Consider the following 23281-nt stretch of genomic DNA (forward strand, 5'->3'; position numbering starts at 1 on the left):
GTACTTCGGTTACGGCCAGATCGATGTGACCAAGGCGCTTGAATTGGCCAAGCAGAACCAACAATCCCTCTCCATGGTATCAGAGTGGATTGACCGAGAATTGCTACGAATTGCCGAGAAGTATAAAAAATAAAGGTAGTTGGATACGTCAAAAAAAACCGTCCTATAAGGACGGTTTTTCAACGTTTGCTCTATGTAGAAAAACGTTGTGGTAAACGGAAAGCTTGCCGTAAGCCGGGTTCTGTGCTTCTGGTGGTGCGAGCGGGGACCACAAGCCCCTCCCACTATTGAAGCGACAATCATCTATCTAGACGTACCATTGCTGGCATGCTCAAGCGACCAACCCGAACGCACCTCGGGCTAAGGCTGCAGGTCAAGCCTGCTACGTTCTCTTAGGTCTTGCTCCAGATGGGGTTTACCAGGGCATATGTCACCATATCCCCTCGTGGTCTCTTACACCACGGTTCCATCCTTACCTGATCTTATCACGCGAGCGTGATAAGCCATCGGCGGTCCATTTCTGTGGCACTATCCTTCAACTCGCGTTGACTGGACGTTATCCAGCATCCTGCCCTGTGGAGCCCGGACTTTCCTCCCGTGCATAGCACCGGCGATTGTCTGTCAAGCTTTCCGAATTCTATATGCAAGTATACCTGACAGCAGCTACACATGCAACCTGAAGCTAATCCCAGTATTACCAATGTCCATCTTTCATTGCAAACGGAACGGCTCGGTAAGAATCTGCGAGGCGATAACTCTCGTCGTGTAGCGATCGGCCTGCAACGCTTGCTCCATTCGCTGTGTTACACTTTGCTTCATAATCTTCTCCGCATTGTGACCCACATCGATAATGGCTATACCTGCGGCGAGCGCATCATGTGCGGTGTGGTAATCGATGTCACCGGTCACAAGCACATCGGCTCCTGCGAATTGAGCATGACGCACATAACGACTGCCGGCCCCGCCCAACACAGCCGCTTTGCGCACTTCTCGCTCAGGTTGGCCAACCACACGCACGAACGGCACATCGAGCGCTAACTTGACACGTTCAGCGAACGCCGTAAGCGATTCAGGAGCAGGAAGCTTGCCTACTCGGCCCAAACCGAATGTTCGGCCCTTCATGTCCATTGCATACAAGTCATACGCAACTTCCTCATAAGGATGTGCTTTCAGCATTGCCTGTACGACTTTGCGCTCCAATGTATCAGGCACGATCGTCTCAATCCGCATCTCCTCAACCCGTTCAAGCTTGCCGATTTGACCGATGTACGGATCTGCTTGTTCGCCAGGAAGAAACGTTCCAGTCCCAACTATGTTGAAACTGCATTGGCTATACTTCCCAATCTCGCCGGCTCCCGCATCGAATATCGCTTTCAGCACTTGGTCATGATGGCTCCGTGGCACAAAGACAACAAGCTTCTTGAGCTTCTCGGTATGGATGTTATCCAGATGTGTTGTTGCCGTTAAGCCTAGCGCTTCGGCCATCAGATCGTTCATCCCGCCTTCTGCTACATCGTAGTTGGTATGAGCGATGTATACCGCGATATCATGCTTAATCAGCTTCTCATATAGACGGCCCGCAGGGGTATCGGTTTGCAGGTGGGAGATGGGTCTGTAAATAATCGCATGATGAGCAATTATCAGATCAACACCTTCACGGATCGCTTCCTCTACCACGTCATCGGTCACATCGAGAGCGATTAACAGGCCCCGAATGTCCTTCTGCAATGTGCCGAGTTGGAGGCCAATCCGATCATCAGGCATGGCCAGATGTTTCGGTACCATGCGCTCGAACATTTGAATTACGGTCTGTCCTTTTGCAAGCATGCAAGCACCTCCTCGATCTCGGCCATCTCATGCAACAGTGCTGCTCTTCTCGATTTTGCTGAATCGGTATCCGAACGAGCCATTTCATTGGCAACGGCGGCTAGCTTCCGCAACTCCGAACGCCATTTATCGAAAAAAGCGTCATTGGGCTGATTCAACAAAAAAGGTCCCATTTGGTAAAGAAGGTCAGAACTGACCTGAACACCGCAATGGAGCACTTGTGGTTCATATAACTCACTTACGCTTCGTCCATCGTTGTGCAGGGAACTCACAGCAACCTTCTTCGCTGTCAGCACCTCATAGTACTTCTTGTCTTCTTCGAGAATGTGTTCCCAGCTCAAGCTCCATCCGTGCGCCGCAAGCCAGTATCGCACTTGGTCTTCACCAACGTTGGGTTGAAGCACGAGAGTGCTCACTCCTTCAAGCTTAGAACGTCCCTGCTCCAGAATGCTAACGATTAACGCTCCACCCATCCCGGCGATCGTTATCGTATCGACCTCTCCGGCTTCGATCACTTGCAGGCCGTCGCCTTGTCGCACGAGAATGTGCTCTTCCAGGGCGGCTTCCCGCACCTGCTTCGAGGCAGCATCGAACGGTCCCAGATTGATTTCACCTGCAATCGCATGGCTTATGTGACCTTGTTGAACTAGGTAAACCGGTAACAGCGCATGATCCGATCCGATGTCCGCCAGTCGGCTGCCCACTGGCACTTGATGAGCGATCGTCTCCAATCGCTTAGATAATTTGACCATTTTATGCAACCCACTCTATCCATTTTTTTCGTGTCCCGAATAATATTACGCCTGCTGTCAATAGTTTCACAACGAGCGATGTTTGGAACCACGGATTAATCGATCCGGCTATGTAGAATCCATATAGCTCCGGCATTAGCCAGAGTACGAAACAGACGAGCAGAAATATTGGACCCGAGGACATCTTCCTTCGTTGCAGCAGCCAGCCTAACCACCCGAATATGACACATAACGGCAGCCAACTAAACTGAGTCCCTACCCACGTATGGCTCATCTCTCGCTCCTGAAGGATCCAAGCGTATGTAAGCAGGATGCCGATCCATCCACAAAATTGAAACAAGCCCATCCTTGCGCCGACCCCGATTACAATCCAGATCAAGCTGCAAAAGGCAACATACAGGACGAGTAAACGCGGATCATCACTGCCATTTAGCTTCAACAGTACGACACCCAATCCGAGCAGCGCAGCCGATCCGAGCCCGACCAACCCATAAGCCACAATCGGAGTTCTTCTCTTCGCAGCCAGACCGACGGAATAGCAACCGATGACAACAACTCCAAGAAGAGCAATTTGCAAAGGAATGGGAAAAGAGGTAAAATGAAGGACAAGATATGATAATACGGCAACAGACCCAAAGATTAGGAGCCATACGTACCAACGACTGCTCTGAATTGCTTGCACGGATAAGCCTGCTACTTTTTTCTCCCGTTCAATCGTGTCATCCATATATAAGTTCAGCAGGAAATCGCAGTAATGCTCTGGCAGCAGCTTACTTCTTCGCCAATGCTCGATTTCTCGAACAATCAGCTTCCGTTTTTCCGAATCCATTACCGGTTCCTCCCAATCATTATCCACACAGAAGTGGGACGTTCAACTCCAAAAATAGAGACCTTACTGCAAGCAGAAAGGTCTTCATCATTTGGTAAATGGGTTATTCCAGGAAATCCTTCAATCGTTTGCTGCGACTAGGATGTCTCAACTTGCGAAGCGCCTTGGCTTCAATCTGCCGAATCCGCTCACGTGTTACGCCGAACACCTTGCCCACCTCTTCCAACGTACGGGTACGTCCGTCATCCAGACCGAAGCGAAGTCTTAGAACATTCTCTTCTCGCTCGGTAAGCGTATCAAGCACGTCCTCCAATTGCTCCTTCAACAGTTCGTATGCCGCTGCATCCGCAGGTGCCAATGCTTCCTGATCTTCAATAAAGTCCCCGAGATGCGAATCGTCTTCTTCCCCAATCGGAGTTTCAAGCGACACCGGCTCTTGGGCAATCTTCATGATCTCTCTTACTTTCTCCGTACTTAGATCCATTTCCTTCGCGATTTCTTCCGGTGATGGTTCTCGCCCCAGCTCTTGGAGTAACTGGCGGGATACTCGAATCAGCTTATTAATCGTTTCTACCATATGAACGGGAATCCGAATCGTCCGGGCTTGGTCCGCTATAGCCCGAGTGATCGCTTGACGAATCCACCATGTAGCGTACGTACTGAATTTGAATCCTTTAGTAAAGTCGAACTTCTCAACGGCCTTGATAAGACCCATGTTGCCTTCTTGAATCAGATCAAGGAACAGCATCCCACGACCGACATAACGTTTGGCGATACTGACAACGAGACGTAGATTTGCTTCCGCTAACCGACGTTTCGCCTCATCGTCACCTTTCTCGATGCGCTTGGCCAATCCAATTTCATCATCTGCAGATAACAATGGCACCCGACCGATTTCCTTCAAATACATGCGAACCGGATCGTTGATCTTAATGCCAGGAGGCAACGACAAGTCGYCATCCAGATGGAACTCGTCATGCTCGTCTTCTTGATTAGGCCGCATGTCGTCCTCTGCTTCATTGCCTACATCGATACCAAGCTCGGAAAGATGCTCGAAAAATTCGTCCATTTGCTCTGGGTCTTGGTCGAATGGAGCCATCTTCTCCATAATATCCTTATAAGTCAACGAAGAGCGTTTCTTCCCCTGTTCTATAAGCTGTTCTTTGACTTGATCGAGCGTCAGTTCTGTTTCTTGCTCAGTATGTTGATCGTTCGCCATTCCAAGCTCCCTCCTCCCTAAAAGATCAACGTCTACATCCCCCGGGTGTTGGCTATACGCCTTTAAGTTGATTTTTTAGGGTAATAATCTCAATTGCAATTTGCGCGGCGCGCAGTGGATCGCCTTCGCGCTCCACTCGAATCCGTTCCAGCTCCATTTGTTCAATAGCCTTTAGCTTAGGCACAGCTTTGACAACTCTTATACAATCATCAATAACCTGAGCGTTGACACCCTTGACGAAATCCGGCATTAGAATCGAACTAGCGACTCTTTCCAACCGCTCGTCCTGCAGCGAGGTGATGAACCGGCTAGCATCGGGATCGTATCCTTGTGCATAATAGGCATATAAATAAGCAGCCAACGCTGCGTGAGCTTCAATATTAAAAGCATCTTCCAAGTGCTGTTGCACATATGCTGCGACTTCCTTATCGTGCATCATGGCCGTCAGCAAGTCGGTCTCCGCTTTATCGCTCTTCAAGCTTGGTTTCGGAAGAGGAACTCCTTCTCCCCCGTCATTCCTAACATTATTCCACGAATTTTCGTTATTATCCCCGTTTTGCCGCTTTTTTTGCAATTCCAGACGGATCTGATACGTTTCCTGCTTGATCGAATCCAGGCTCATCTGATGTTCTGCGGACAGTTCCTTCAAGTAATGCTCCCGTTCTGTCGGTGAGGCTAGATCTGCAATCACTTCTCGAATAGCCGTTCGCACATACCGAAGTTTGGCATCTGCCTCCTGGAAATTGAAATTCCGCCGTAAGTGGTGCAGCCTGAATTTCACCGCTGGCATCGCGCCATCCAGAATATCTCTGCGGAACCGATCTGCTCCGTGAAGAGCAATAAATTCATCGGGATCAAGTCGATCCGGAATGACCGCCACTTTGACGGTTAATCCCGCTTTCTCCAAGATGCTGAGACTTTTGTAAGAGGCCGATTGTCCTGCATCGTCACCGTCATAACAGACGATCACTTCTTCAGCACTTAGTCGGATCGCTCTGGCATGATCTTCAGTCATCGCGGTTCCCATCGTGCCGACACCGTTATGAACACCAGCTGACCAAGCTCGGATCACATCCGCATACCCTTCGAATACGATTACAGAAGATTCTTTCTTGATCATAGGACGGGCTTGATGGAAATTGTAGAGAACTCGGCTTTTCCGAAACAGAATGGATTCGGGACTGTTCAAATATTTCGGCTGTTCATTTCCTAACGTTCTGCCTGCGAATGCGATAACCTTACCCTTGGTGTCGCGAATCGGAAACATGATCCGATCCCTGAATTTATCCACGTACCCGTCTCCAGACGACCTCGCGGACACTAATCCACCTGACTCCATCAAGGGCATTCGGTACTCATTCTTCTGCAGTTGAACGACTAGTGTATCCCATCTCGCGGGGGCGTAGCCGATTTGAAACGTCTCGATCAATGATTCCGTGAAACCTCGCGTCTGCAAATATTGGCTTGCGACTTTTCCTTGATCGGTATTCTTCAGAATATAATGGTACAACATGGCCGCTCTTTCGTACGCCTTCAACAGATGATCTCGCTCGAGTTGCTTCTCGGTCTGCTCTGGTGTTGCTTCCTGCCAGCCAATACTGATACCGGCTTCCTCAGCCAGATGCCGAACGGCTTCCGAGAACGAGTAACCTTCAATATCCCGAAGGAATGTGATCGCATTCCCGCCAGTTCCACAACCGAAGCACTTGAAAATCTGCTTCTCCGGATGTACCGTGAAAGAAGGCGACTTCTCCGAATGAAACGGACATAGTCCCTTCATATTGCGGCCTTGCTTCGACAAATGAACATATTTGCCTATGACGTCTACGATGTCGTGGTGTTTCAGGACAGCCTCAATGACTTCCTCAGGGATTTGTCCGTTACTAATCCTGCTCACCTTCTTGTGGAGTGCCATTATACGTATTCGCTATATGGAGGTATTCTCCTGCAAACCATGTAAAACTTTTGTCAAAGATTGTAGAAACATAAGTCGATCTTCTTCTGTGAATGGCTTGGGTCCTTTGGAATGCTTACCACCCCGACGCCGTTTCGCACTCTCATGCCGACTCTCCAGCAGGAAATCGATCGTACGATCCGAGTACCTCTGCCCCCGGTTGGATAATACAATAGCTTGCTTGGCCAATCCTATCGTGGCCAGTCCGAAGTCCTGGGTAACTAGAATATGGCCCGGACGCAAACGATTCGCGATATACAAGTCAACCGATTGGTCAGACCGGTCCACCTGTACAATCGTAACGCCTTCCGCAGGTTCCAGACGATGATCATATGAGGCGACCATCGTAACGTTCGCTCCACAGCGTCTGGCTGCCTCGATAATCTCGGGTTTGACGGGACATGCATCCGCATCGACGATAATGTGTGGAATGCCTTGAATCATTCAACCACCAATTTCCTGCCGCAATGTATTTACACCGTTTATATATATACGCTTAAAATGCAAAAAATCCTGCTTCCTTCAACAAGAAAATACTACCTGCTCCGGAACATGCCGAGAATTACACTCGCTGTTTCCTCTACAGCTTTATTCGAAACATCGATGACGACACAGCCTAGTCTGGACATGATCGCATGTGCATGCTCAAGTTCTTTCTTGATCCGCTCAACCTGAGCATACATGGCATTGTCAGCCAACCCGAGACTTTTGAGCCGTTCCTTGCGAATCATATTCAGCTTGTCCGGATCGATTACAAGGCCTACAATTTTGTTCTTATTAATCGTGAACAGTTGATCAGGCGGCTGGAGCTCAGGAACGAGCGGTACGTTCGCTACCTTGAAGGTCCGATGTGCCAAGTACATCGATAACGGTGTTTTCGATGTGCGGGATACCCCGACCAGAACGATATCGGCTTGCACCAAGCCGGATGAGTCGCGTCCATCATCATACTTGACCGCGAACTCAACAGCTTCCACTTTCTTGAAATAGTCTTCGTCCAACTGATGTATAAGTCCGGGCTGATGGAGCGCTTCCTTGTTCAAGACACTCTCCAGTCGGCTGATGATTGGTCCCAGCAAATCGATGGTCGCCACACCAAGCTTATTCGCCCGCGATGTCAAGTAATCCCGCAACTCGGGGATGACAAGCGTGAATAAGATGACAGCCCCTTCCCGGTTCGCCTCTTCCACTACACGGTCAACCGCAATCCGGTCCATAATAAAAGATGCCCGGCGTATTTCCACAGTCAACGGATGGAACTGAATGGCCGCGGCTCGAAGTACCGACTCCCCGGTATCGCCAGCTGAATCAGACACTACATAAACGATCGGCTTCTTGGAACTCACTTCGCCTCAACTCCCAATAAGATAACCCCATCTTATATTCCGTATTTGTCCATCTGATCGAGAAAGTTACGGGATTTCCACTTAATATCAACATGGGTATCGTACAGCTGCCTTACGCTTCGTTTGAGCATATTGCGCGTTGCATCGGACACTTCGATTTTACCTAATCTACCGATATCCATACGCATAAACAGTTGAAGCAGCTTGAGAACGTTTTCGGATAACGGGATGCTGGAAAGATCGAGATGTCGGCACCTCGGGCATAGTAGTCCGCCCATCGACGAACTGAGCGCCATATCTCCATTAACCGTACCACAGGAAATACATTGCGACAAATCTGGAGCATATCCGGCATAACTGAGCATCCGCATCTCATAGATATGGGTGACGATCTGCACGTCCTTATCCACATCAAGCGCATCCAAAGCTGCCAATAATTGATCGAATACCCAAGCAGGACGATCCTGCTCTCCAAGAATGCGTTCAGTCAGCTCCGACAAGTAAGCCCCGTATGCTGCTTTATGAATATTTTCGCGCAATGTCTGATAGGGCTTGATAATCTCTCCGTTGCTGAGATTGCCCATTGATCCGGATTTGAAGAAGACGAATTCCCCATATGTAAACAATTGCGTGATGGCGGAGTGCCGGCTTTTTACTTTCTTGGCACCTCTAACCATCACGCTCATTTTGCCATACTCTCGAGTTAGAATCGTAATGATTTTGTTGCCTTCCCCATAATCGAAGCTGCGAATCACAATGCCTTCAACCCGGTACAGCATATCCGCTCACTCTTCCCATTATAGATAGATGACTGTATTTACCCGTCTAGTTCGTCAGGCAGCAGTTCCTCTTCTTCCTGCTCCTCATCCCCGCTATGGTGAACTTCCTTATATAGCAGATAAGACTCCACATCACCAGTTAACGTAAAATACTTCCACGAGAAATCGCGCATTTGTATTCTTAACCTCCCAATGAGTACGGTCTGCTGCTCATTAGGTATCATTAGCGGGGAGAGGTTCGCCTATCCGTTGCAATAATTGGCACGATCCATCCATGCATAGAACTTGTCTAATCCAATCGGAACCCGAGATCCTTCAACACATGATCTTGATTGCGCCAGTCTTTCTTCACCTTGACCCATAACTGGAGAAATATTTTGGAACCGAGCAGCGCTTCAATATCATAACGAGCTTCCTTGCCGATTTGTTTCAACAAAGCCCCTTGCTTACCAATAATTATACCCTTCTGCGAATCCCGTTCCACGTAGATGACGGCCGATATGTCGACCAGACCATTGTCCTGAACTTTCATGGCTTCAATCTGCACTGCGATCGAATGCGGAATCTCCTCCCTGGTGTGATGCAGGATCTTCTCGCGTATTAATTCCGCACATACAAATTGCTCGGGGTAATCCGTTACCTGATCCTCAGGATAATAATGCGGACCTAGCGGCAAATATCGGCCGATCTGTTCCAGCAACGTATTGACGTTGTTTCCATTGATCGCAGATACCGGGATAATCTCTGCGAAGTTGTACAGGTTCTTATAGGACTGTATAGCTGGTAGCAGCTTCTCGGGATGTACTTGATCGATCTTATTCAGCACTAGAAATACGGGCGTCTTCACGTCTTTCAGTTGCTCGATTATGAACCGGTCACCGCCACCCAACCCGTCAGCAACATCCACGACGAACAAGATGGCATCAACCTCATGAAACGTGCTCTCAGCTACCTTCATCATGAAATTGCCGAGCTTGGACTGTGGCTTATGAATTCCTGGCGTATCGAGGAATACGATCTGCATCTTCTCCGTCGTATACACGCCTTGAATTTTATTACGAGTCGTCTGGGGCTTGTCCGACATAATGGCGATCTTCTGCCCGACTATCTGATTGAGTAACGTAGATTTGCCGACATTCGGCCGACCGATGATGGCCGTGAATCCGGATTTGAAACTTTTTGTCATATGTCCTCCATAAAAAGAATTAGTTATCGTAAATCCTCGGAAGTAAAAGCCCCCGGCAACAATTCAGAAACGGTCGTAATCGTATAGTCTCCTCTTAGGTTCGCCATAATAACTGGCATATCCGCCCGGCACAGCTCAATCATCACTTGACGGCATACCCCGCAAGGAGCAATCGGTCCGTCTGTATCGCCGACGACAGCCATCACACGAAAGCTCTTGGGCGCATGACCGTCAGCAATAGCTCGGAACAGTGCAGTTCGCTCGGCACAGTTTGTTGGCCCGTATGCCGCATTCTCCACATTACACCCATAATGAACATTCCCATGCTCATCCACTAAAGCGCAGCCAACGTGGAACTTGGAGTACGGTACGTAGGCTCGCTCCGAAGCTTGTATGGCATGTTGAATCAGAGTTATTGCATCGAACGGAAGATCAACAGGTATGTGTTGTTCAGGCATCTTGTTCACACTCGCTTCTTGGCTAGAAATAATGAAGGAAAGAAAAGACCAACACCGTAATCCCGCTACCTAGCAAAGCTCCTGTCACCAGGGAAGCAACTTCTGTTCGTTCGCGGTCGTACAAGATGAACATCATTTGCAGCGACAAACTGACTCCTAATAGAGCAATCAATGTATGTGTCGTCAGCAGCGTAACCCAAGTCGATATCGAGAACGATACCGCAGCGATCAGGCTGGGCTTAATCTGCAGTTTCAGATGCTTATGAAAGAACCGATTCTGCAGCACAACGACGAGCATAGCCACAAGTGCGACCAATGTCCAGATTATGCCCGGGGACACGCCCTCGCCCCCCTTACCAGCATGCCGGATTAGGCGGTCGATTGGCTCGTAGAACACGATCATACCTGTTATAGCAGCAAAAACCGCAGACACTAACACCGAGGCTGCGGCAACGTCTTTGGCAATTTTGGCGAGCGGATGGATATCAGGCATTGCCAGATCTACAGCTTTCTCAACTGCTGTATTAATAAGCTCCGTAACGATTACGAGAGTAACTGCCAGAAGCACGAACAATAGCTCGACCTTGGGCAGCTCCAGCAACAGCGCTAATATAAATGCCAATAACCCTACGGAGAAATGAAATTGCATATTCGGTTGTGTCGATAGCGCATAATGCAGCCCTTCATAAGCATACCGGAAGCTGCGGCGAAATCGTTTCACATCTCTCAACGCGTTAACCCCGCTTTAAGCAGTACTTTCTCCTGCTTGGCGAACATTTGCTTCTCTGCATCTTCATCCTGGTGATCGTAGCCAAGCAGATGAAGAAATCCATGAACGAACAAGAAACCAATCTCCCGTTCGATCGAGTGCCCGTATTCTTCGCTCTGTGCAATTGCAGTAGGAACCGAGATAATAATATCGCCTAACGGCTCGGGAAAGTCATCATCATCATCTTCGTCTTCCTCTTCGGCATTATGTGCCGCTTCATCGCTTTCTGCGTCCACATCGTCGTCTAGTTCATCGTCATCATCATCTTCGTCCCCGTACAAGATCTCGATCTCATCCGGACCTGCTTCCAGCATGGAGAAAGAAAGCACATCCGTTGGCCGATCAATGCCACGGTACTCCTTATTGAGCGCATGGATGGTCTCATCATCCACGAAGCTCAGCGCCACATCGCCCGAGTTGACATCTTCCATCTCGCCAGCGATCTGGAGCAACTGCTCCAGCTTAGCGATGAAATCATCCGAAAGTTCAAGTGCTTGTTGATCGTTCGATATATCCAGTTTCAGCTTCATGATTGTTTCGCTCCCTTGCTATCGCTTTTGGCTGGCAGCTCACTCGGATATTCGATACGCGAGTGGAATATGCCAAGCAGTGTCTCGTTCAGCGTCTTGGCGACCGTGTCCAGTTCCTTGAGTGTTAGGTCACATTCATTGAACTGGCCGTCATCGAGCCGCTCCTTAATAATTTTACGAACCATGGAATCGATCTGCTCGATGGTCGGATTGCGCAGCGAGCGCACCGCCGCTTCAACACCATCAGCAATCCCTACGATGGCTGCCTCTCTCGATTGTGCCTTCGGTCCTGGGTAGCGGAACTCTTCTTCCGTTATCGGCTCCTCGACAGAGGAATCCGCCTGTTGCTGCTTCAGCGCCTTATGGTAAAAAAACTTCAACAATGTCGTACCGTGGTGCTGCTCGGCGATATCGCGAATCGGCTTCGGAATGCGCTGTTCCTTCAGCATCTCTACGCCGTCTCTGGCATGTGCAACAATAATTGACTTACTCAGTGCAGGCTCGATCCGGTCATGCGGATTCTCGATATTCATCTGATTCTCGATGAAATAACTCGGACGCCTCGTCTTCCCGATATCGTGATAGAACGAGCCCACCCGACAGAGCAGCCCGTCAGCACCTACTGATTCTGCGGCTGCTTCTGACAAGTTCCCTACCATCACACTGTGATGATAAGTACCAGGCGTTTCCGTCAACAACTTGCGCAGCAACGGATGGTTCGGATTGGATAGTTCAATAAGCTTGAGCGGTGATAAGATACCAAAGGCCGCTTCGAAGAAAGGCATTAATCCGATAACGAGTACAGCCGTCAGCAAGCCTGCGGCAACCGCGAAGCTCATAGAGAATAGTATTTCGTTGCGTGTATAGGCATTTTCCAAAAATATTAGAGAAGCGACGGCTGCCGCTCCCGTTAATGAAGCCATAATACCAGCCTTCAAGATCGATGCCCGTTGATTCGCCCGCTCAGCCGCGAAGACAGACGTTAATCCTACAACAAGGGCTATAAACCCATAGCGATAATCGAATAATTCCTCATTCTTGATATTGAAGATAACACTTGCCAATACACTGAACAACACGGTTGAGATCACGGCAATCGGCACATCCAATAACAAGGCAATCAACATGCTCCCCATCGCCACTGGAGCCAAGTAACCTATGAATGGATATTCCAAATTTTGCCCCAAGGCTACAATTTTCATTCCAACCACGTTCAAGACGAAGATAACCAGCAGCATAAACAACTGTGCGTTGCTCTGACGAATGGGCAGTTCACTGTGACGGATGAACATGAACAGCCCGCCTACCATCAGGATAACAGTCATGCCTAGACCAAGCTGCGGCCAATAGTTCACTTTATCCTTCAGCAATCCGGCCGTCTTCACGCGCTGGTACAACTCTTCACTAATGATCTCGCCCTTATGCACGAGTACATCGTCCTTATTAATATAGACCGGCTTCGTATTGTCCCGTGCCTTCGCCTTCTCTTCATCCGTCGCCTGTTGATTGAGGAACCGATTAGGCGTAAGGACGAATCGGGCAATCTCTTGCACCAATTCCCGATTCGTACTCTTCGTCAGGGAGGACGAATTGACAAGCTCGGCAACCTTGGCGCGCGCGGTCTGGGCATTCTGGACCTGATCGGACATGAGCCGATTGACGATATCCCGGGTAACAGGCTCCATTGCGCTCAAGTCTTCTTTGGTCAGACGGGGAAGCTTGAAATACACTTCCTCCGGTATTTTATACTGCTGCTCCTCCAGACGCGCCTTCATCTCCGCTACGAACATATCATTAGGCGCACCCGAAACGGCTGATCTGTAGAGAGACTGCGTATGATCTTGGTATAAGGACGGAATGACGGTGCGGAAGACGTTCACTTTGTCGCTCAAGGCATCATCATTGTTGATTTGCCGGAGCTTCTCGAATATCGTTTCCACCAAAACTTCGTTTTTCATAGAGATGAATGTGTAGACCGGTTGAACCTTCTTACCCGCTTCTTCTTTGGCTTTCTGCGTCTCAATGCTGTTCTCCATCTGCATAGGCGCGAGAATCGTCCGGTCACTCACCATGCCAAGCTGGATATCGTAGCGCTGAGGAATCCACTTGCCAGATAAGGCAAAATAGAAAAGAAAAGCCAGCCCGATCAACAGGATGACTCGAATACCGACATTGTACTTCCAACCGTTCAACCGGTAAGAAAATGATTTGCCATTAATAGAAACCCGTTGATTGCGAATCACAACGTTCTATCCCCTTTGTTCATCCCACAGGAATGGGGTTCGGTTAACCTTGGTTGTCTCGTTCCAACTGATAGGCTACGATGATTTTTTGCACTAAGGAGTGACGGACGACATCCTGTTCCGTAAAATGAACAATTCCAATCTCTTCTATCGAATTCAGTATTTTCTCCGCTTCAACAAGACCGGAATTTTTACCTCTCGGCAAGTCAATCTGCGTCACATCACCAGTAATGACCATCTTAGAGCCGAAGCCTAGACGAGTCAAGAACATCTTCATCTGTTCCGGAGTCGTATTCTGAGCTTCGTCCAGAATGATGAACGAATCGTCCAGCGTTCGTCCACGCATATAAGCAAGCGGTGCAATCTCGATCAATCCGCGCTCTAACGACTTGGCCACCTGATCTGGCCCGAGCACATCATTAAGAGCATCATACAACGGACGCAAGTAAGGATCAACTTTTTCCTGCAGGTCCCCTGGAAGGAAGCCGAGACTCTCTCCTGCTTCAACGGCAGGACGGGTCAATACAATACGTTTGACTTGCCCTTCCTTCAACGCTACAACCGCTAATACGACGGCCAAATAGGTTTTCCCCGTACCCGCCGGACCAATTCCAAATACAATATCCTTCTTCTTGATCTGAGACACATAGTGGCGTTGACCAATCGTCTTCACTCGAATCGGCTTGCCCTTAAAAGTTGACCCGATCTCACCACGAAGTAAATCGAGCAATTGATCCGCCTTCAGCTCCTTGGCCAGCTCAATCGCATACAACACATCCCGCTCCGTCAACGTGTAACCACCGCGAACCAATTGCAGCAGTACATCGAACAACTGTTCAAGCCACGTCTCTTCCGACGGTTCGCCTTGTATGACCAATTCCGCTTCACGGCTAAATAAGCGCGCAGTCGTCTTGCTCTCTATCAACCGCATGAATTTGTCCTGCGGGCCGAACAGAGCAAGACCTTCTGCTGCGTTTTTCAAAGTCATCTTAATTCCATTTGCGTTAGCGTTCTCAGTCAATATCTCATTCTCCTTCAGTTGACAATCGGCTGCTCCATGGCAATATTCTGCTCCACTTCGAAAAGCACTTTCATATAAACTTTACCATTGTCCGACTTTTCATGCAAAAGAATCTTTTCGCCACGCAGCTTGGCATCCTTGCCCGCAGCGGCCACAACCTCGGAACGAGCTTGCTCCATAGCGATCTGTTCTGCCTCCTCGCGAGTGAGCTGCATCTCCTCCATACCGGATTCCAACACCGTCTCCTTCAGCCAGCCGAATGGCAAGGAATAGTTTCTCCATTGCAGCACTTTGCGCTCGGGAATAACTTCGAATTGCTCGAACGGCAGCTTGCCATATCCAGACATCTGGATGCCTCTGATCCCTATGACGAGATAAGAACGTGTTTTCGATTCGCCTGTGTACACCTTCTGCTTAAGCATCAGCGGCATTTCTACTGTGGCTTCTTGCCAGACGATGCCTCTTACCGTTCCCCGCGCCACAACGACTTGCCGAGCCGAATCATCCCCAATTACGCCCGATATGAGGATATCCCCCTTCTTCACGTTCATATTCGTCTTGGCGATGGGTTTACCCGTTTCGGCGAATATTTGGGTGATCGTTGCATTGTGGGATGCTACCAAGTGCCTGGGGTTCATTAACGGGCTGCTGTCGGGTCGGGTCGACTCCACAATCTTAATCTCGACCTTCGTGCCATGGATCTCCACTCCAATCCAGGATACACCCGGCAGCAGCTGATGAATCGATCTGGACAGCATGTCCGGTTCTTTCATGCGGAATTTCCATTGAAACCGGTATAGCCCCTGCTGTCTGGCTGCCTGAATAATGTCGCTCTTCGCGATCGTCTCGTTGCCCACCACATCAATTCGCCAGACAAGTGAAGATAGCAAATACAAGCCTACCACGAAGGCAACCAGCCCGATCAGGAACGTCTTCCGGTTACCAAGTTTGTCCAATAAAAAAGGAAACCCATTCCGTTCCACGACATGGATACGGGAGCCAGTCTCTTTGAGCAGAGGCCGCATGCGAAAAAAATCACGGATGATGACGTGAAGCCGTACCGTATGCTCGTCCAGTCGACGAATGTCCCATATCGCAAATTTTTGTTGAATGAGCGAATTGAGTAGTTTCTCCAGCTGACTACCACGCACGTCAACCGCAACATACCCTCGAATACGGTTAATAAATGTCGATTTCACCGCTCCCGTCCTCCCTTATCATGAATCCGAATAGCGAATGTCCGCTATAATGCCCTCGATAAACACTTCTTCCGGTAATATCGCTCGGATTACTAATTGTTTGCCCAATACTTCAAGCGAACCTTGACTCAGATTAAGCTTCAACAGCTCGCTAGAGAAATGCGCCACACCTCGATGATTTTCTATGTAGAGTTGTCGATTCCCAATCATCGTGAACCTCGGGAGGTCGAATACTACGTCTTGGGGAAGGTCAAGCATCTTCGCCGTCCATTTGCTTAGTCTCTTATTCAAGCGCAGCATGAAAGGCCTCTCCCCCACTTGTTGAAAATGCATAGCTTTTTACACCATATGCGGGGCGTGCGGCTTTTATAACATGGGACTTGGCGGGCGTGAGCTTGGAGGTCGAAAACATGGGAGACCCCGGAATAAAGAAAAACCGTCCGGAAGATCACCGGACGGTCCTTAGTGGTTGAGTTCAGTTAGCGCGTGGGAAGGGCATGGGAGGAGATTCCGACCGTTGTTGAAATTTTGTTCCTATGAAGGAGGGAACCGCCGGTTTCAACCCAAACCTCATACTTTCTGGCGTGTAAAAAAACAGCCCCCACTCATGGAGACTGCTCGAACAAACTATTTACTAGTTGGCTTCAGACGGATTATCTTGTCATCCCCAGGTCTTGGCGAGCCTCTACCGTCACGATTGTTCGTTAGGACATATAGCGATCCGTCTGGGCCTTCTGAGACGCTGCGGAGTCGGCCCCACTCGTTCTTATAGAGCTTATCGACAGTTTCGAAACGAGTAGGATCCCCTTCCTTAAGCGTCAGCTTAAGCAATTGGGACCCGGATAGATTGGCTACAAGGAGAGCTCCTTTCCAGGGGCCACTTTGAACGAATGTCATCCCAGAAGGCGCCCAAGTCTCGGTGCCGCTGTGCAGCAGAGGAGGACGCATCTTCGTATTCGTCGGCACGGTGGTCCCGGCTTTCGGGGACGTTTCGTCGCCTTGAATGAGCGGCCAGCCATAATTGGCGCCTGGCTCGATCAGATTAATCTCGTCATGTGCCGACTGCCCATGCTCAGAGCTGTATAGCTTCTTAGTAACCGGATGCCATGCCAGACCTTGTGGATTCCGATGTCCCCAGCTGTACACAGGAGAACCAGGGAATGGGTTGCTCGCAGGAACCGAACCGTCTGAAGCGATTCTCATGATCTTGCCTGCTCGGCTTTTCAAATCCTGGGATGCATTCGGTTCCTGCGCATCCCCGATCGTAAAGTACAACAGCCCATCAGGACCAAACCGGATACGTCCACCATCATGGTTGGACTGTCCCGGCATCCCGTCTATTAACACTTTGTCAATGACAGCCTTATTGTTCTTCTCGACGAGACGAATGACTCGATTGCGCAATCCGCCCTTCTCTTCGTATGTATGGTACACGTATAAGTATCCATTCCGTTGAAAGTTAGGATCAGCGGCGATACCAAGCAAGCCGCTTTCGCCCTTACTCATGAAGGCAGTTCCTGCTGTCTTGAGAGACAGGACTGGCTCCCTTACCAAGCTACCCTTGTCGATCACGCGAATAGTACCGGACCGCTCCGTCACGAACATGCGGCCATCCGGTACGAAGGCCATGTCCCAAGGAACGTCAAGCATCTCGGCGACGACCTCGGTGTTGTAGACCGCTTCTGACTTCAGCGGCTGAGTGTGTTCGGCAGGTGGTGATGCGTTGCAGCCACTGCCGAATGTAAGAAGCGCCGCCAATGATAGGGCGGCGCATAGAGGTTGGATTAGCATCATACGATCACTTCCTGTATGAATATGGTTTGCGAGCACGGGGCGGACCTAGAACTTCCGCCCACACGACACCGCGGCGGACCGCATCCGCGTCCGCTGTCAGCGCTGCGGCCGCAGCGGACGACTCGCGCTCAAGCGAGCGCGCCGCCTCAGCGGCCAGCTGGGCGTCCGCGGCCGCCACGAGGCTGCCGCGCTCCGGCACGCCGCTGCTCAGCGGCGCACGCTCTTCACGCGGCGGCGTGACGCTTGTGCGCTCCGCCGACGGCGCACGCGGCGCTTCAGCGCGAGCTTCCGCTGGCTCGCGGCTCGTAGTGCGGCCCGGCAGCCAAGAGCCGGGCTCACGGTCGTTCGGCCCGCCGCCGAACGATGGCATCTTCGGCGTGCGGCTCGGCTTCTGCTCACCGTTCGGCTTCTTCCGAGATAACATCGACAGCAGGAAGCCTCCTATGACGATCACCCAGTAGATGTTGCTCAACAGAAATTCGATTATTCGTTCCACTGACGATCCTCCCTTCAAGAATTACCATAATAGGAGTCTAGGGGAGACTGTCGATTAACTGTTGATAGAAGCTAAGACGGCCGTTCCAAGTGAAAAAGGACCCCTACGCTTTACCCCACAAAGTGAAGACTAGCTCTGAAGATAACGCCGAGTACTTTGTGGGGACCCCGAGAGCTCAAACATCTTGTTTGAACCTCCCTGATTGTATAAGGGATATTGCGGTATGGAGGTTCAAGCCAAAACTCGCTGGGGTCCTCTTTTTCACTTTCCACTCCTCTTGTCCACAGTTAATCGACAGCCTCTAGGGTAACGTTATTCATGTTTATCGGTCGGGTTGGTCTTACCGATCGACGATCTCATCTGAGTATCGGCTTCAATATTGCGCAAATTCATATAGTCCATGACGCCCATCTTTCCTTCACGCAGCGCTTCGGCCATAGCCAGAGGTACTTGCGACTCGGATTCAACGACTCGCGCTCTCATCTCGACGACCTTCGCTTTCATTTCCTGCTCTTGAGCAACGGCCATGGCGCGGCGTTCCTCCGCCTTCGCTTGGGCGATCCGTTTGTCGGCCTCGGCTTGCTCGGTTTGCAGATGAGCACCAATGTTCTTGCCTACATCCACGTCAGCAATATCAATGGACAAGATTTCGAAGGCAGTTCCAGCGTCCAGCCCTTTACCAAGCACCGTTTTGGAAATCATATCGGGATTTTCCAACACATTTTTGTGAGAAGCCGACGAACCTACGGTAGTAACAATACCTTCACCAACACGAGCAATAATCGTCTCTTCTCCAGCACCCCCGACCAAACGGTCGATGTTCGCGCGAACCGTCACACGCGCACGAACCTTCACTTCAATCCCATCCTTCGCCACTGCAGCTACGATAGGGGTTTCGATCACTTTTGGGTTAACGCTCATCTGCACCGCCATCAGCACGTCACGTCCAGCCAAGTCAATCGCCGCCGCACGTTCGAACGGAAGCGGAATGTTCGCACGCTGTGCAGCGATCAACGCATTGATTACACGGTCAACATTACCACCTGCTAAGTAATGGCTTTCCAGTTGATTAATATTGAGCCCCAAGCCCGCCTTCGTTGCTTTAATAAGCGGATTCACAATTCGGCTAGGGATAACACGACGTAATCTCATAGCTACAAGCGTGAATATTCCTACTCTTACCCCGGAAGCTAGGGCTGATATCCACAGCATGACCGGAACGAAACTCAGAAATACAGATAAGACGATGACCGCTAACGCGATAATTAACAATAGTGTAACTGTTGGAGCCATGAGTACAATTCCTCCTTTGAATGATTCGTTATTCCGTGATTGATTTGACTACAACCCTTGCACCTTCTACCTTCACTACTCGAATCCGTGTATTATTCATAATAAACTCACCATCGGTCACGACATCGATACGTTCACTACCGATCTCAGCAGTACCTGCCGGTCTAAGCGGAGTTACAGTAATCCCTTCGATTCCAAGAAGGTGATCCTTCGATGGCTGCGAGACGAAGCCTAACTCGCTCTTCAGCTCATCCTTTAGAATAAACCGATTCCATATCCCTCTACGCTTGAACACTTTGATGAACACCGTTATGATAATCGCTGCGAGTACGACTGCAACACCAAGGGATAACAGAGCATTCTGAGAATCATATGCAGCCATCACCACTCCGCTTATTATCGATATAATACCCAGAATACCGAGAATGCCGAAGCTTGGTACGAATATCTCAATCCCTAACAAGACGATACCGATGATAAAAAAGGTCACATCCTCGCCTCCCGCGAAGCCAGCCACATAATGGCCGAAGAAATACAACCCGAACCCTGCGATGCCAAGCACCCCCGGTATGCCGAAACCCGGAACGAACAGCTCAATCAACACTCCAGCAATCCCGATCATCAACAGGAATGTCATAATGATGGGGTCGACTAAAAACCGGGCCAGCTTCTCCGAAACAGTCGGTTCGAACGAAATGATCTCTGGATCCTTCACCCCGGCAAACCCGATAACTTCATTCAAGTCAGCCGTCACCTTGTCGGCATACCCCACCTTTAAGGCTTCTTCCGCTGTCAACGATACGATCTCGCCTTTCGCAACCGTTCGCTTAATCTGAGGCATCTCCACAACTAGATCCTTGTCGACCATGCCTTCGGCGATCAACGGATCGCGTCCTCTCAGCTCGGCTGCAGCCCGCATCTCACTAGCCCAGTGCGAGACGACCTTGGCTGATTCTACCTCATTCCCATTCCCGTCTACAACTGCGGCCGCACCCATCGAGCTTCCCGGCTCCATGACGATCCGTGTTGCATTCAGAGCAATGTAGCTGCCGGCTGATACAGCACGACCATGGACGAATGCAACCGTCTCCACCGGACTTTGACGAATGAGCTTGCCGATCTCTTCGGCTGAATCCACCCGCCCGCCAAGTGTATCAATATCGAGCACGATGAGCCTTGCATGCGCTTTCTCTGCGTCGCGGAACGCTCGCTCTAGAAAGCTCTGTAACCCACTCTCCACCGTCTGATGCACAGGTATTACATACACCAGCCTACCTCCAGACGTCTGCGCAACTGCACCATTCGCCGAATCTGCGGTTGGGGCCTTAGGCGCTGTCACGTCGGCCATTGCCGGAACTGCAACTAACAAAGCGAGAACAAGTACCAACCCGATCATCAACCATCGTCCGATCCTATCTCGGACTGGCTTCATAGGCATGTCATTCCTCCCTCCCTCTTTCGCAAAGCTGATACCCTTCTGCAGCATAGCCTGTTTCACGTTACACAACTAATACGTTTCGTCCGGTCAAATGTTTCAACAAGACTTGTCTGATTTCCTTACAGTCAGAAAGGCTGCCGCAAATGCGACAGCCTCTTTGTTGATTCATGTACATTAGTAAGCTTAGTCCGTACTGTTGCTCGTCTTACCCAAGAAACCGCTGTACCGCCTGGTTCACGAGCTTGCCATCGGCACGACCTTTAACCTTTGGCATCAGCGCTGTCATTACCTTCCCCATGTCCGCTTTAGAAGAAGCACCCGTCTCCTGGATGGTCTGTTGTACTATGACACTGATCTCTTCTTCCGTTAACTGCTGCGGCATATAAACGGCAATTATCTCAATTTCTTGCTTAAGACTGTCGGCCAAGTCGTTACGACCAGCCTTTTCAAATTCTTGGAGGGAGTCTTTGCGTTGTTTAACCTCACGACTGAGAATATCAAGCACTTCATTATCATCAAGCGTTCTTTTTAAATCTATCTCAACATTCTTAATCGCCGATCGAACCATACGGATGACGGAGAGTTTGAACTTGTCCTGATTCTTCATCGATTGCTTCATATCTTCATTCAATCGTTCGCTTAAGCTCATTGCAACAAAATCCTCCTAGAACTTTCTCTTGCGAGCAGCCTCCGACTTCTTCTTACGCTTGACGCTAGGCTTCTCATAGTGCTTGCGCTTTTTAACCTCTGCCAAGACGCCGTCCTTCGCGATGGAACGCTTAAAGCGACGAAGTGCAGCATCGATGGTTTCATTTTTGCGAACTCGAGTTTCAGACACTAGTTTTCCCTCCCTCCGAACAGACCGTCCCAAAAAACCCAGAACACGGTTATCAAACTACATTATATAGGAAACCGAATTAGGGTGTCAACCTAACATTCCAACCTATTTTTCCCGACGCCTTCGAGCCCTACTCAAACCTAGGTGTATCAAGCGTTCTTGACGTTCAATCCGCCTAACTTCTCGCCACCCATTAAGTGCAAATGAAGGTGATACACGACTTGTCCACCGTCAGCTCCACAGTTATTAATCAGTCGGTATCCACTCTGAGCTACACCCAGATCCTGAGCAATCCGCGGTGCTGCCAATAGCAGCTCACCCATACTGTCACGATCCCCTGTCGTCACTTCATTCATGGAAGCGATATGCTTCTTCGGAATAAGGAGTACATGAACGGGTGCAGACGGCTGAATGTCATGGAAAGCAAGTACATGCTCGTTCTCGAACACTTTTTTGTTCGGAATTTCTCCACGTACGATTTTACAAAAGATACAATCATCCATCCAGGATCACTCCTCGTGAAAAATTAAAACAACCGCAAAATAACAGAGGATAAAAACTCCATCTCCAGCTTCTCGGTCATGAAATCAGAGGCCATCTTCAATTGTTTCTCTGTAAGTGTCTTGTTATCGGCATCCGTCTGCAATTGCTGCTCAGTTGTAATCAGCATGTCCCTCAGCCACAGCAATTCCTCCTGCTGCTCCTGAATCGTCTTTAGCAGTTTGTCGGCCTCTTCGGTCTCCAGCACGAGTTCCACCATGTAATTATAGCTCTGCGTGAAAAACTGCTCTCCCTCGTAATAAGGCTCTTCCGAGTAATTGCTCTGCAAGTATTGCTGCAGTGCCATTCCGATAAAATGAGCCGTTACATCCGGCGTGCAATTCAGCTTGAGATACCGTAGAAATCCTTGTGGTGTACGTTCATCCTTGTTGCTCATATCTGGCTCATGCTTGTACATTTCATGGAATATGAACGTTAATAGCCTCAATTCCGTGCCCAAATAAATATTATGGACAATCAGCTCATGCAGGTCGTTTACTAGTCCTTCGATTTGCTCGAGCGTTTCGGAATAATGAACGATTTGCTGGTACAAGAGCTGCTTATAATTAAGCATTTCTTCGTACTCGGCTTCGTCCTCGATTTTAGACAAAATATTAGTTAAGCTTTGCTTCAAAATGGCAATGTTGCTTTCGTCAGCGAATAAGGGGTTGCCAATCAATTTCTCATCGTGATTCATGAAATAATCGACGACGTCGCTAMTATCTTCAATGTTGTTGTATTGGATGTCAGTAGTCATGTAGGTGAGGAAC

General features: G+C 49.6%; 25 protein-coding genes and 1 other RNA gene. All 26 read right to left on the reverse strand.

Translation table 11 applies throughout. The features are described 5' to 3' along the window. Nucleotides 1-215 precede the first annotated feature (215 nt). An RNA gene (rnpB, locus tag AC1DWB_RS26020) (RNase P RNA component class A) lies at nt 216-630 on the reverse strand. A gap of 81 nt (nt 631-711) precedes the next feature. Then, nucleotides 712-1827, reverse strand: a complete 1116-nt coding sequence (locus AC1DWB_RS26025; protein ID WP_477544006.1) for a Nif3-like dinuclear metal center hexameric protein — start codon at nt 1825-1827, stop codon at nt 712-714. Further along, nucleotides 1803-2579, reverse strand: coding sequence for a tRNA (adenine(22)-N(1))-methyltransferase (locus AC1DWB_RS26030; protein ID WP_477544007.1), 777 nt, complete (start codon nt 2577-2579; stop codon nt 1803-1805). The genes AC1DWB_RS26025 and AC1DWB_RS26030 overlap by 25 nt, the downstream gene beginning before the upstream one ends. A gap of 1 nt (nt 2580) precedes the next feature. After that, nucleotides 2581-3408, reverse strand: coding sequence for a hypothetical protein (locus AC1DWB_RS26035; RefSeq protein WP_477544008.1), 828 nt, complete (start codon nt 3406-3408; stop codon nt 2581-2583). A 103-nt stretch (nt 3409-3511) separates the two neighbouring features. Beyond that, nucleotides 3512-4627, reverse strand: coding sequence for an RNA polymerase sigma factor RpoD (rpoD, locus tag AC1DWB_RS26040; RefSeq protein ID WP_477544009.1), 1116 nt, complete (start codon nt 4625-4627; stop codon nt 3512-3514). Between the two features lie 52 nt (nt 4628-4679). Further along, entirely contained in the window at nt 4680-6524 is a 1845-nt protein-coding gene (gene dnaG, locus AC1DWB_RS26045; RefSeq protein ID WP_477544010.1) for a DNA primase, read from the reverse strand. A 30-nt stretch (nt 6525-6554) separates the two neighbouring features. Then, nucleotides 6555-7025 (reverse strand): YaiI/YqxD family protein, encoded by a 471-nt coding sequence (locus AC1DWB_RS26050; RefSeq protein ID WP_477544011.1) that lies wholly within the window; start codon nt 7023-7025, stop codon nt 6555-6557. A 92-nt stretch (nt 7026-7117) separates the two neighbouring features. After that, nucleotides 7118-7927 (reverse strand): pyruvate, water dikinase regulatory protein, encoded by an 810-nt coding sequence (locus tag AC1DWB_RS26055; RefSeq protein WP_477544012.1) that lies wholly within the window; start codon nt 7925-7927, stop codon nt 7118-7120. A 32-nt stretch (nt 7928-7959) separates the two neighbouring features. Beyond that, nucleotides 7960-8706, reverse strand: a complete 747-nt coding sequence (recO, locus tag AC1DWB_RS26060; RefSeq protein ID WP_477544013.1) for a DNA repair protein RecO — start codon at nt 8704-8706, stop codon at nt 7960-7962. Nucleotides 8707-8744: 38 nt separating this feature from the next. Continuing rightward, nucleotides 8745-8879: a YqzL family protein gene (locus AC1DWB_RS26065; protein WP_477544014.1), complete on the reverse strand. Its 135-nt coding sequence runs from the start codon at nt 8877-8879 to the stop codon at nt 8745-8747. Between the two features lie 116 nt (nt 8880-8995). Continuing rightward, on the reverse strand, nt 8996-9892 hold the full coding sequence (gene era, locus AC1DWB_RS26070; RefSeq protein WP_477544015.1) for a GTPase Era: 897 nt from the start codon (nt 9890-9892) through the stop codon (nt 8996-8998). A 23-nt stretch (nt 9893-9915) separates the two neighbouring features. Continuing rightward, entirely contained in the window at nt 9916-10350 is a 435-nt protein-coding gene (gene cdd / locus AC1DWB_RS26075) for a cytidine deaminase (RefSeq protein ID WP_477544016.1), read from the reverse strand. 22 nt (nt 10351-10372) lie between these two features. After that, a complete protein-coding gene (locus AC1DWB_RS26080) occupies nt 10373-11071 on the reverse strand; it encodes a diacylglycerol kinase (protein ID WP_477544028.1) in 699 nt (232 codons plus the stop codon). Between the two features lie 5 nt (nt 11072-11076). After that, nucleotides 11077-11649: an rRNA maturation RNase YbeY gene (gene ybeY / locus AC1DWB_RS26085; RefSeq protein ID WP_477544017.1), complete on the reverse strand. Its 573-nt coding sequence runs from the start codon at nt 11647-11649 to the stop codon at nt 11077-11079. Beyond that, entirely contained in the window at nt 11646-13892 is a 2247-nt protein-coding gene (locus AC1DWB_RS26090) for an HD family phosphohydrolase (protein WP_477544018.1), read from the reverse strand. The genes ybeY and AC1DWB_RS26090 overlap by 4 nt, the downstream gene beginning before the upstream one ends. 43 nt (nt 13893-13935) lie before the next feature. Continuing rightward, complete coding sequence (locus tag AC1DWB_RS26095) at nt 13936-14880, reverse strand: PhoH family protein (RefSeq protein WP_477544029.1); 945 nt, start codon at nt 14878-14880, stop codon at nt 13936-13938. A gap of 47 nt (nt 14881-14927) precedes the next feature. Then, nucleotides 14928-16112 (reverse strand): sporulation protein YqfD, encoded by a 1185-nt coding sequence (gene yqfD / locus AC1DWB_RS26100; RefSeq protein WP_477544019.1) that lies wholly within the window; start codon nt 16110-16112, stop codon nt 14928-14930. An 18-nt stretch (nt 16113-16130) separates the two neighbouring features. Next, the gene (gene yqfC, locus AC1DWB_RS26105) at nt 16131-16412 is read right to left on the reverse strand and encodes a sporulation protein YqfC (protein ID WP_477544020.1); all 282 of its coding nucleotides are present in this window, start codon (nt 16410-16412) and stop codon (nt 16131-16133) included. Between the two features lie 327 nt (nt 16413-16739). Continuing rightward, nucleotides 16740-17906 (reverse strand): PQQ-dependent sugar dehydrogenase, encoded by a 1167-nt coding sequence (locus tag AC1DWB_RS26110; RefSeq protein ID WP_477544021.1) that lies wholly within the window; start codon nt 17904-17906, stop codon nt 16740-16742. 4 nt (nt 17907-17910) lie between these two features. Beyond that, nucleotides 17911-18402, reverse strand: a complete 492-nt coding sequence (locus AC1DWB_RS26115) for a hypothetical protein (protein WP_477544022.1) — start codon at nt 18400-18402, stop codon at nt 17911-17913. A gap of 312 nt (nt 18403-18714) precedes the next feature. Next, on the reverse strand, nt 18715-19695 hold the full coding sequence (gene floA, locus AC1DWB_RS26120; protein WP_477544023.1) for a flotillin-like protein FloA: 981 nt from the start codon (nt 19693-19695) through the stop codon (nt 18715-18717). Nucleotides 19696-19723: 28 nt separating this feature from the next. Then, nucleotides 19724-21133: an NfeD family protein gene (locus tag AC1DWB_RS26125; RefSeq protein WP_477544024.1), complete on the reverse strand. Its 1410-nt coding sequence runs from the start codon at nt 21131-21133 to the stop codon at nt 19724-19726. 205 nt (nt 21134-21338) lie between these two features. Further along, on the reverse strand, nt 21339-21782 hold the full coding sequence (locus AC1DWB_RS26130) for a GatB/YqeY domain-containing protein (protein ID WP_477544025.1): 444 nt from the start codon (nt 21780-21782) through the stop codon (nt 21339-21341). A 15-nt stretch (nt 21783-21797) separates the two neighbouring features. Further along, on the reverse strand, nt 21798-21971 hold the full coding sequence (gene rpsU / locus AC1DWB_RS26135) for a 30S ribosomal protein S21 (RefSeq protein WP_010491812.1): 174 nt from the start codon (nt 21969-21971) through the stop codon (nt 21798-21800). 149 nt (nt 21972-22120) lie between these two features. After that, nucleotides 22121-22474 carry a histidine triad nucleotide-binding protein gene (locus tag AC1DWB_RS26140; RefSeq protein WP_477544026.1) on the reverse strand — a complete coding sequence of 118 codons (354 nt, stop codon included), beginning with the start codon at nt 22472-22474 and terminating at the stop codon, nt 22121-22123. 23 nt (nt 22475-22497) lie between these two features. Further along, the coding region (locus AC1DWB_RS26145; RefSeq protein WP_477544027.1) for a hypothetical protein at nt 22498-23281 on the reverse strand (784 nt) is incomplete at its 5' end.

The organism is Paenibacillus sp. P4_E11 (assembly GCF_056401635.1).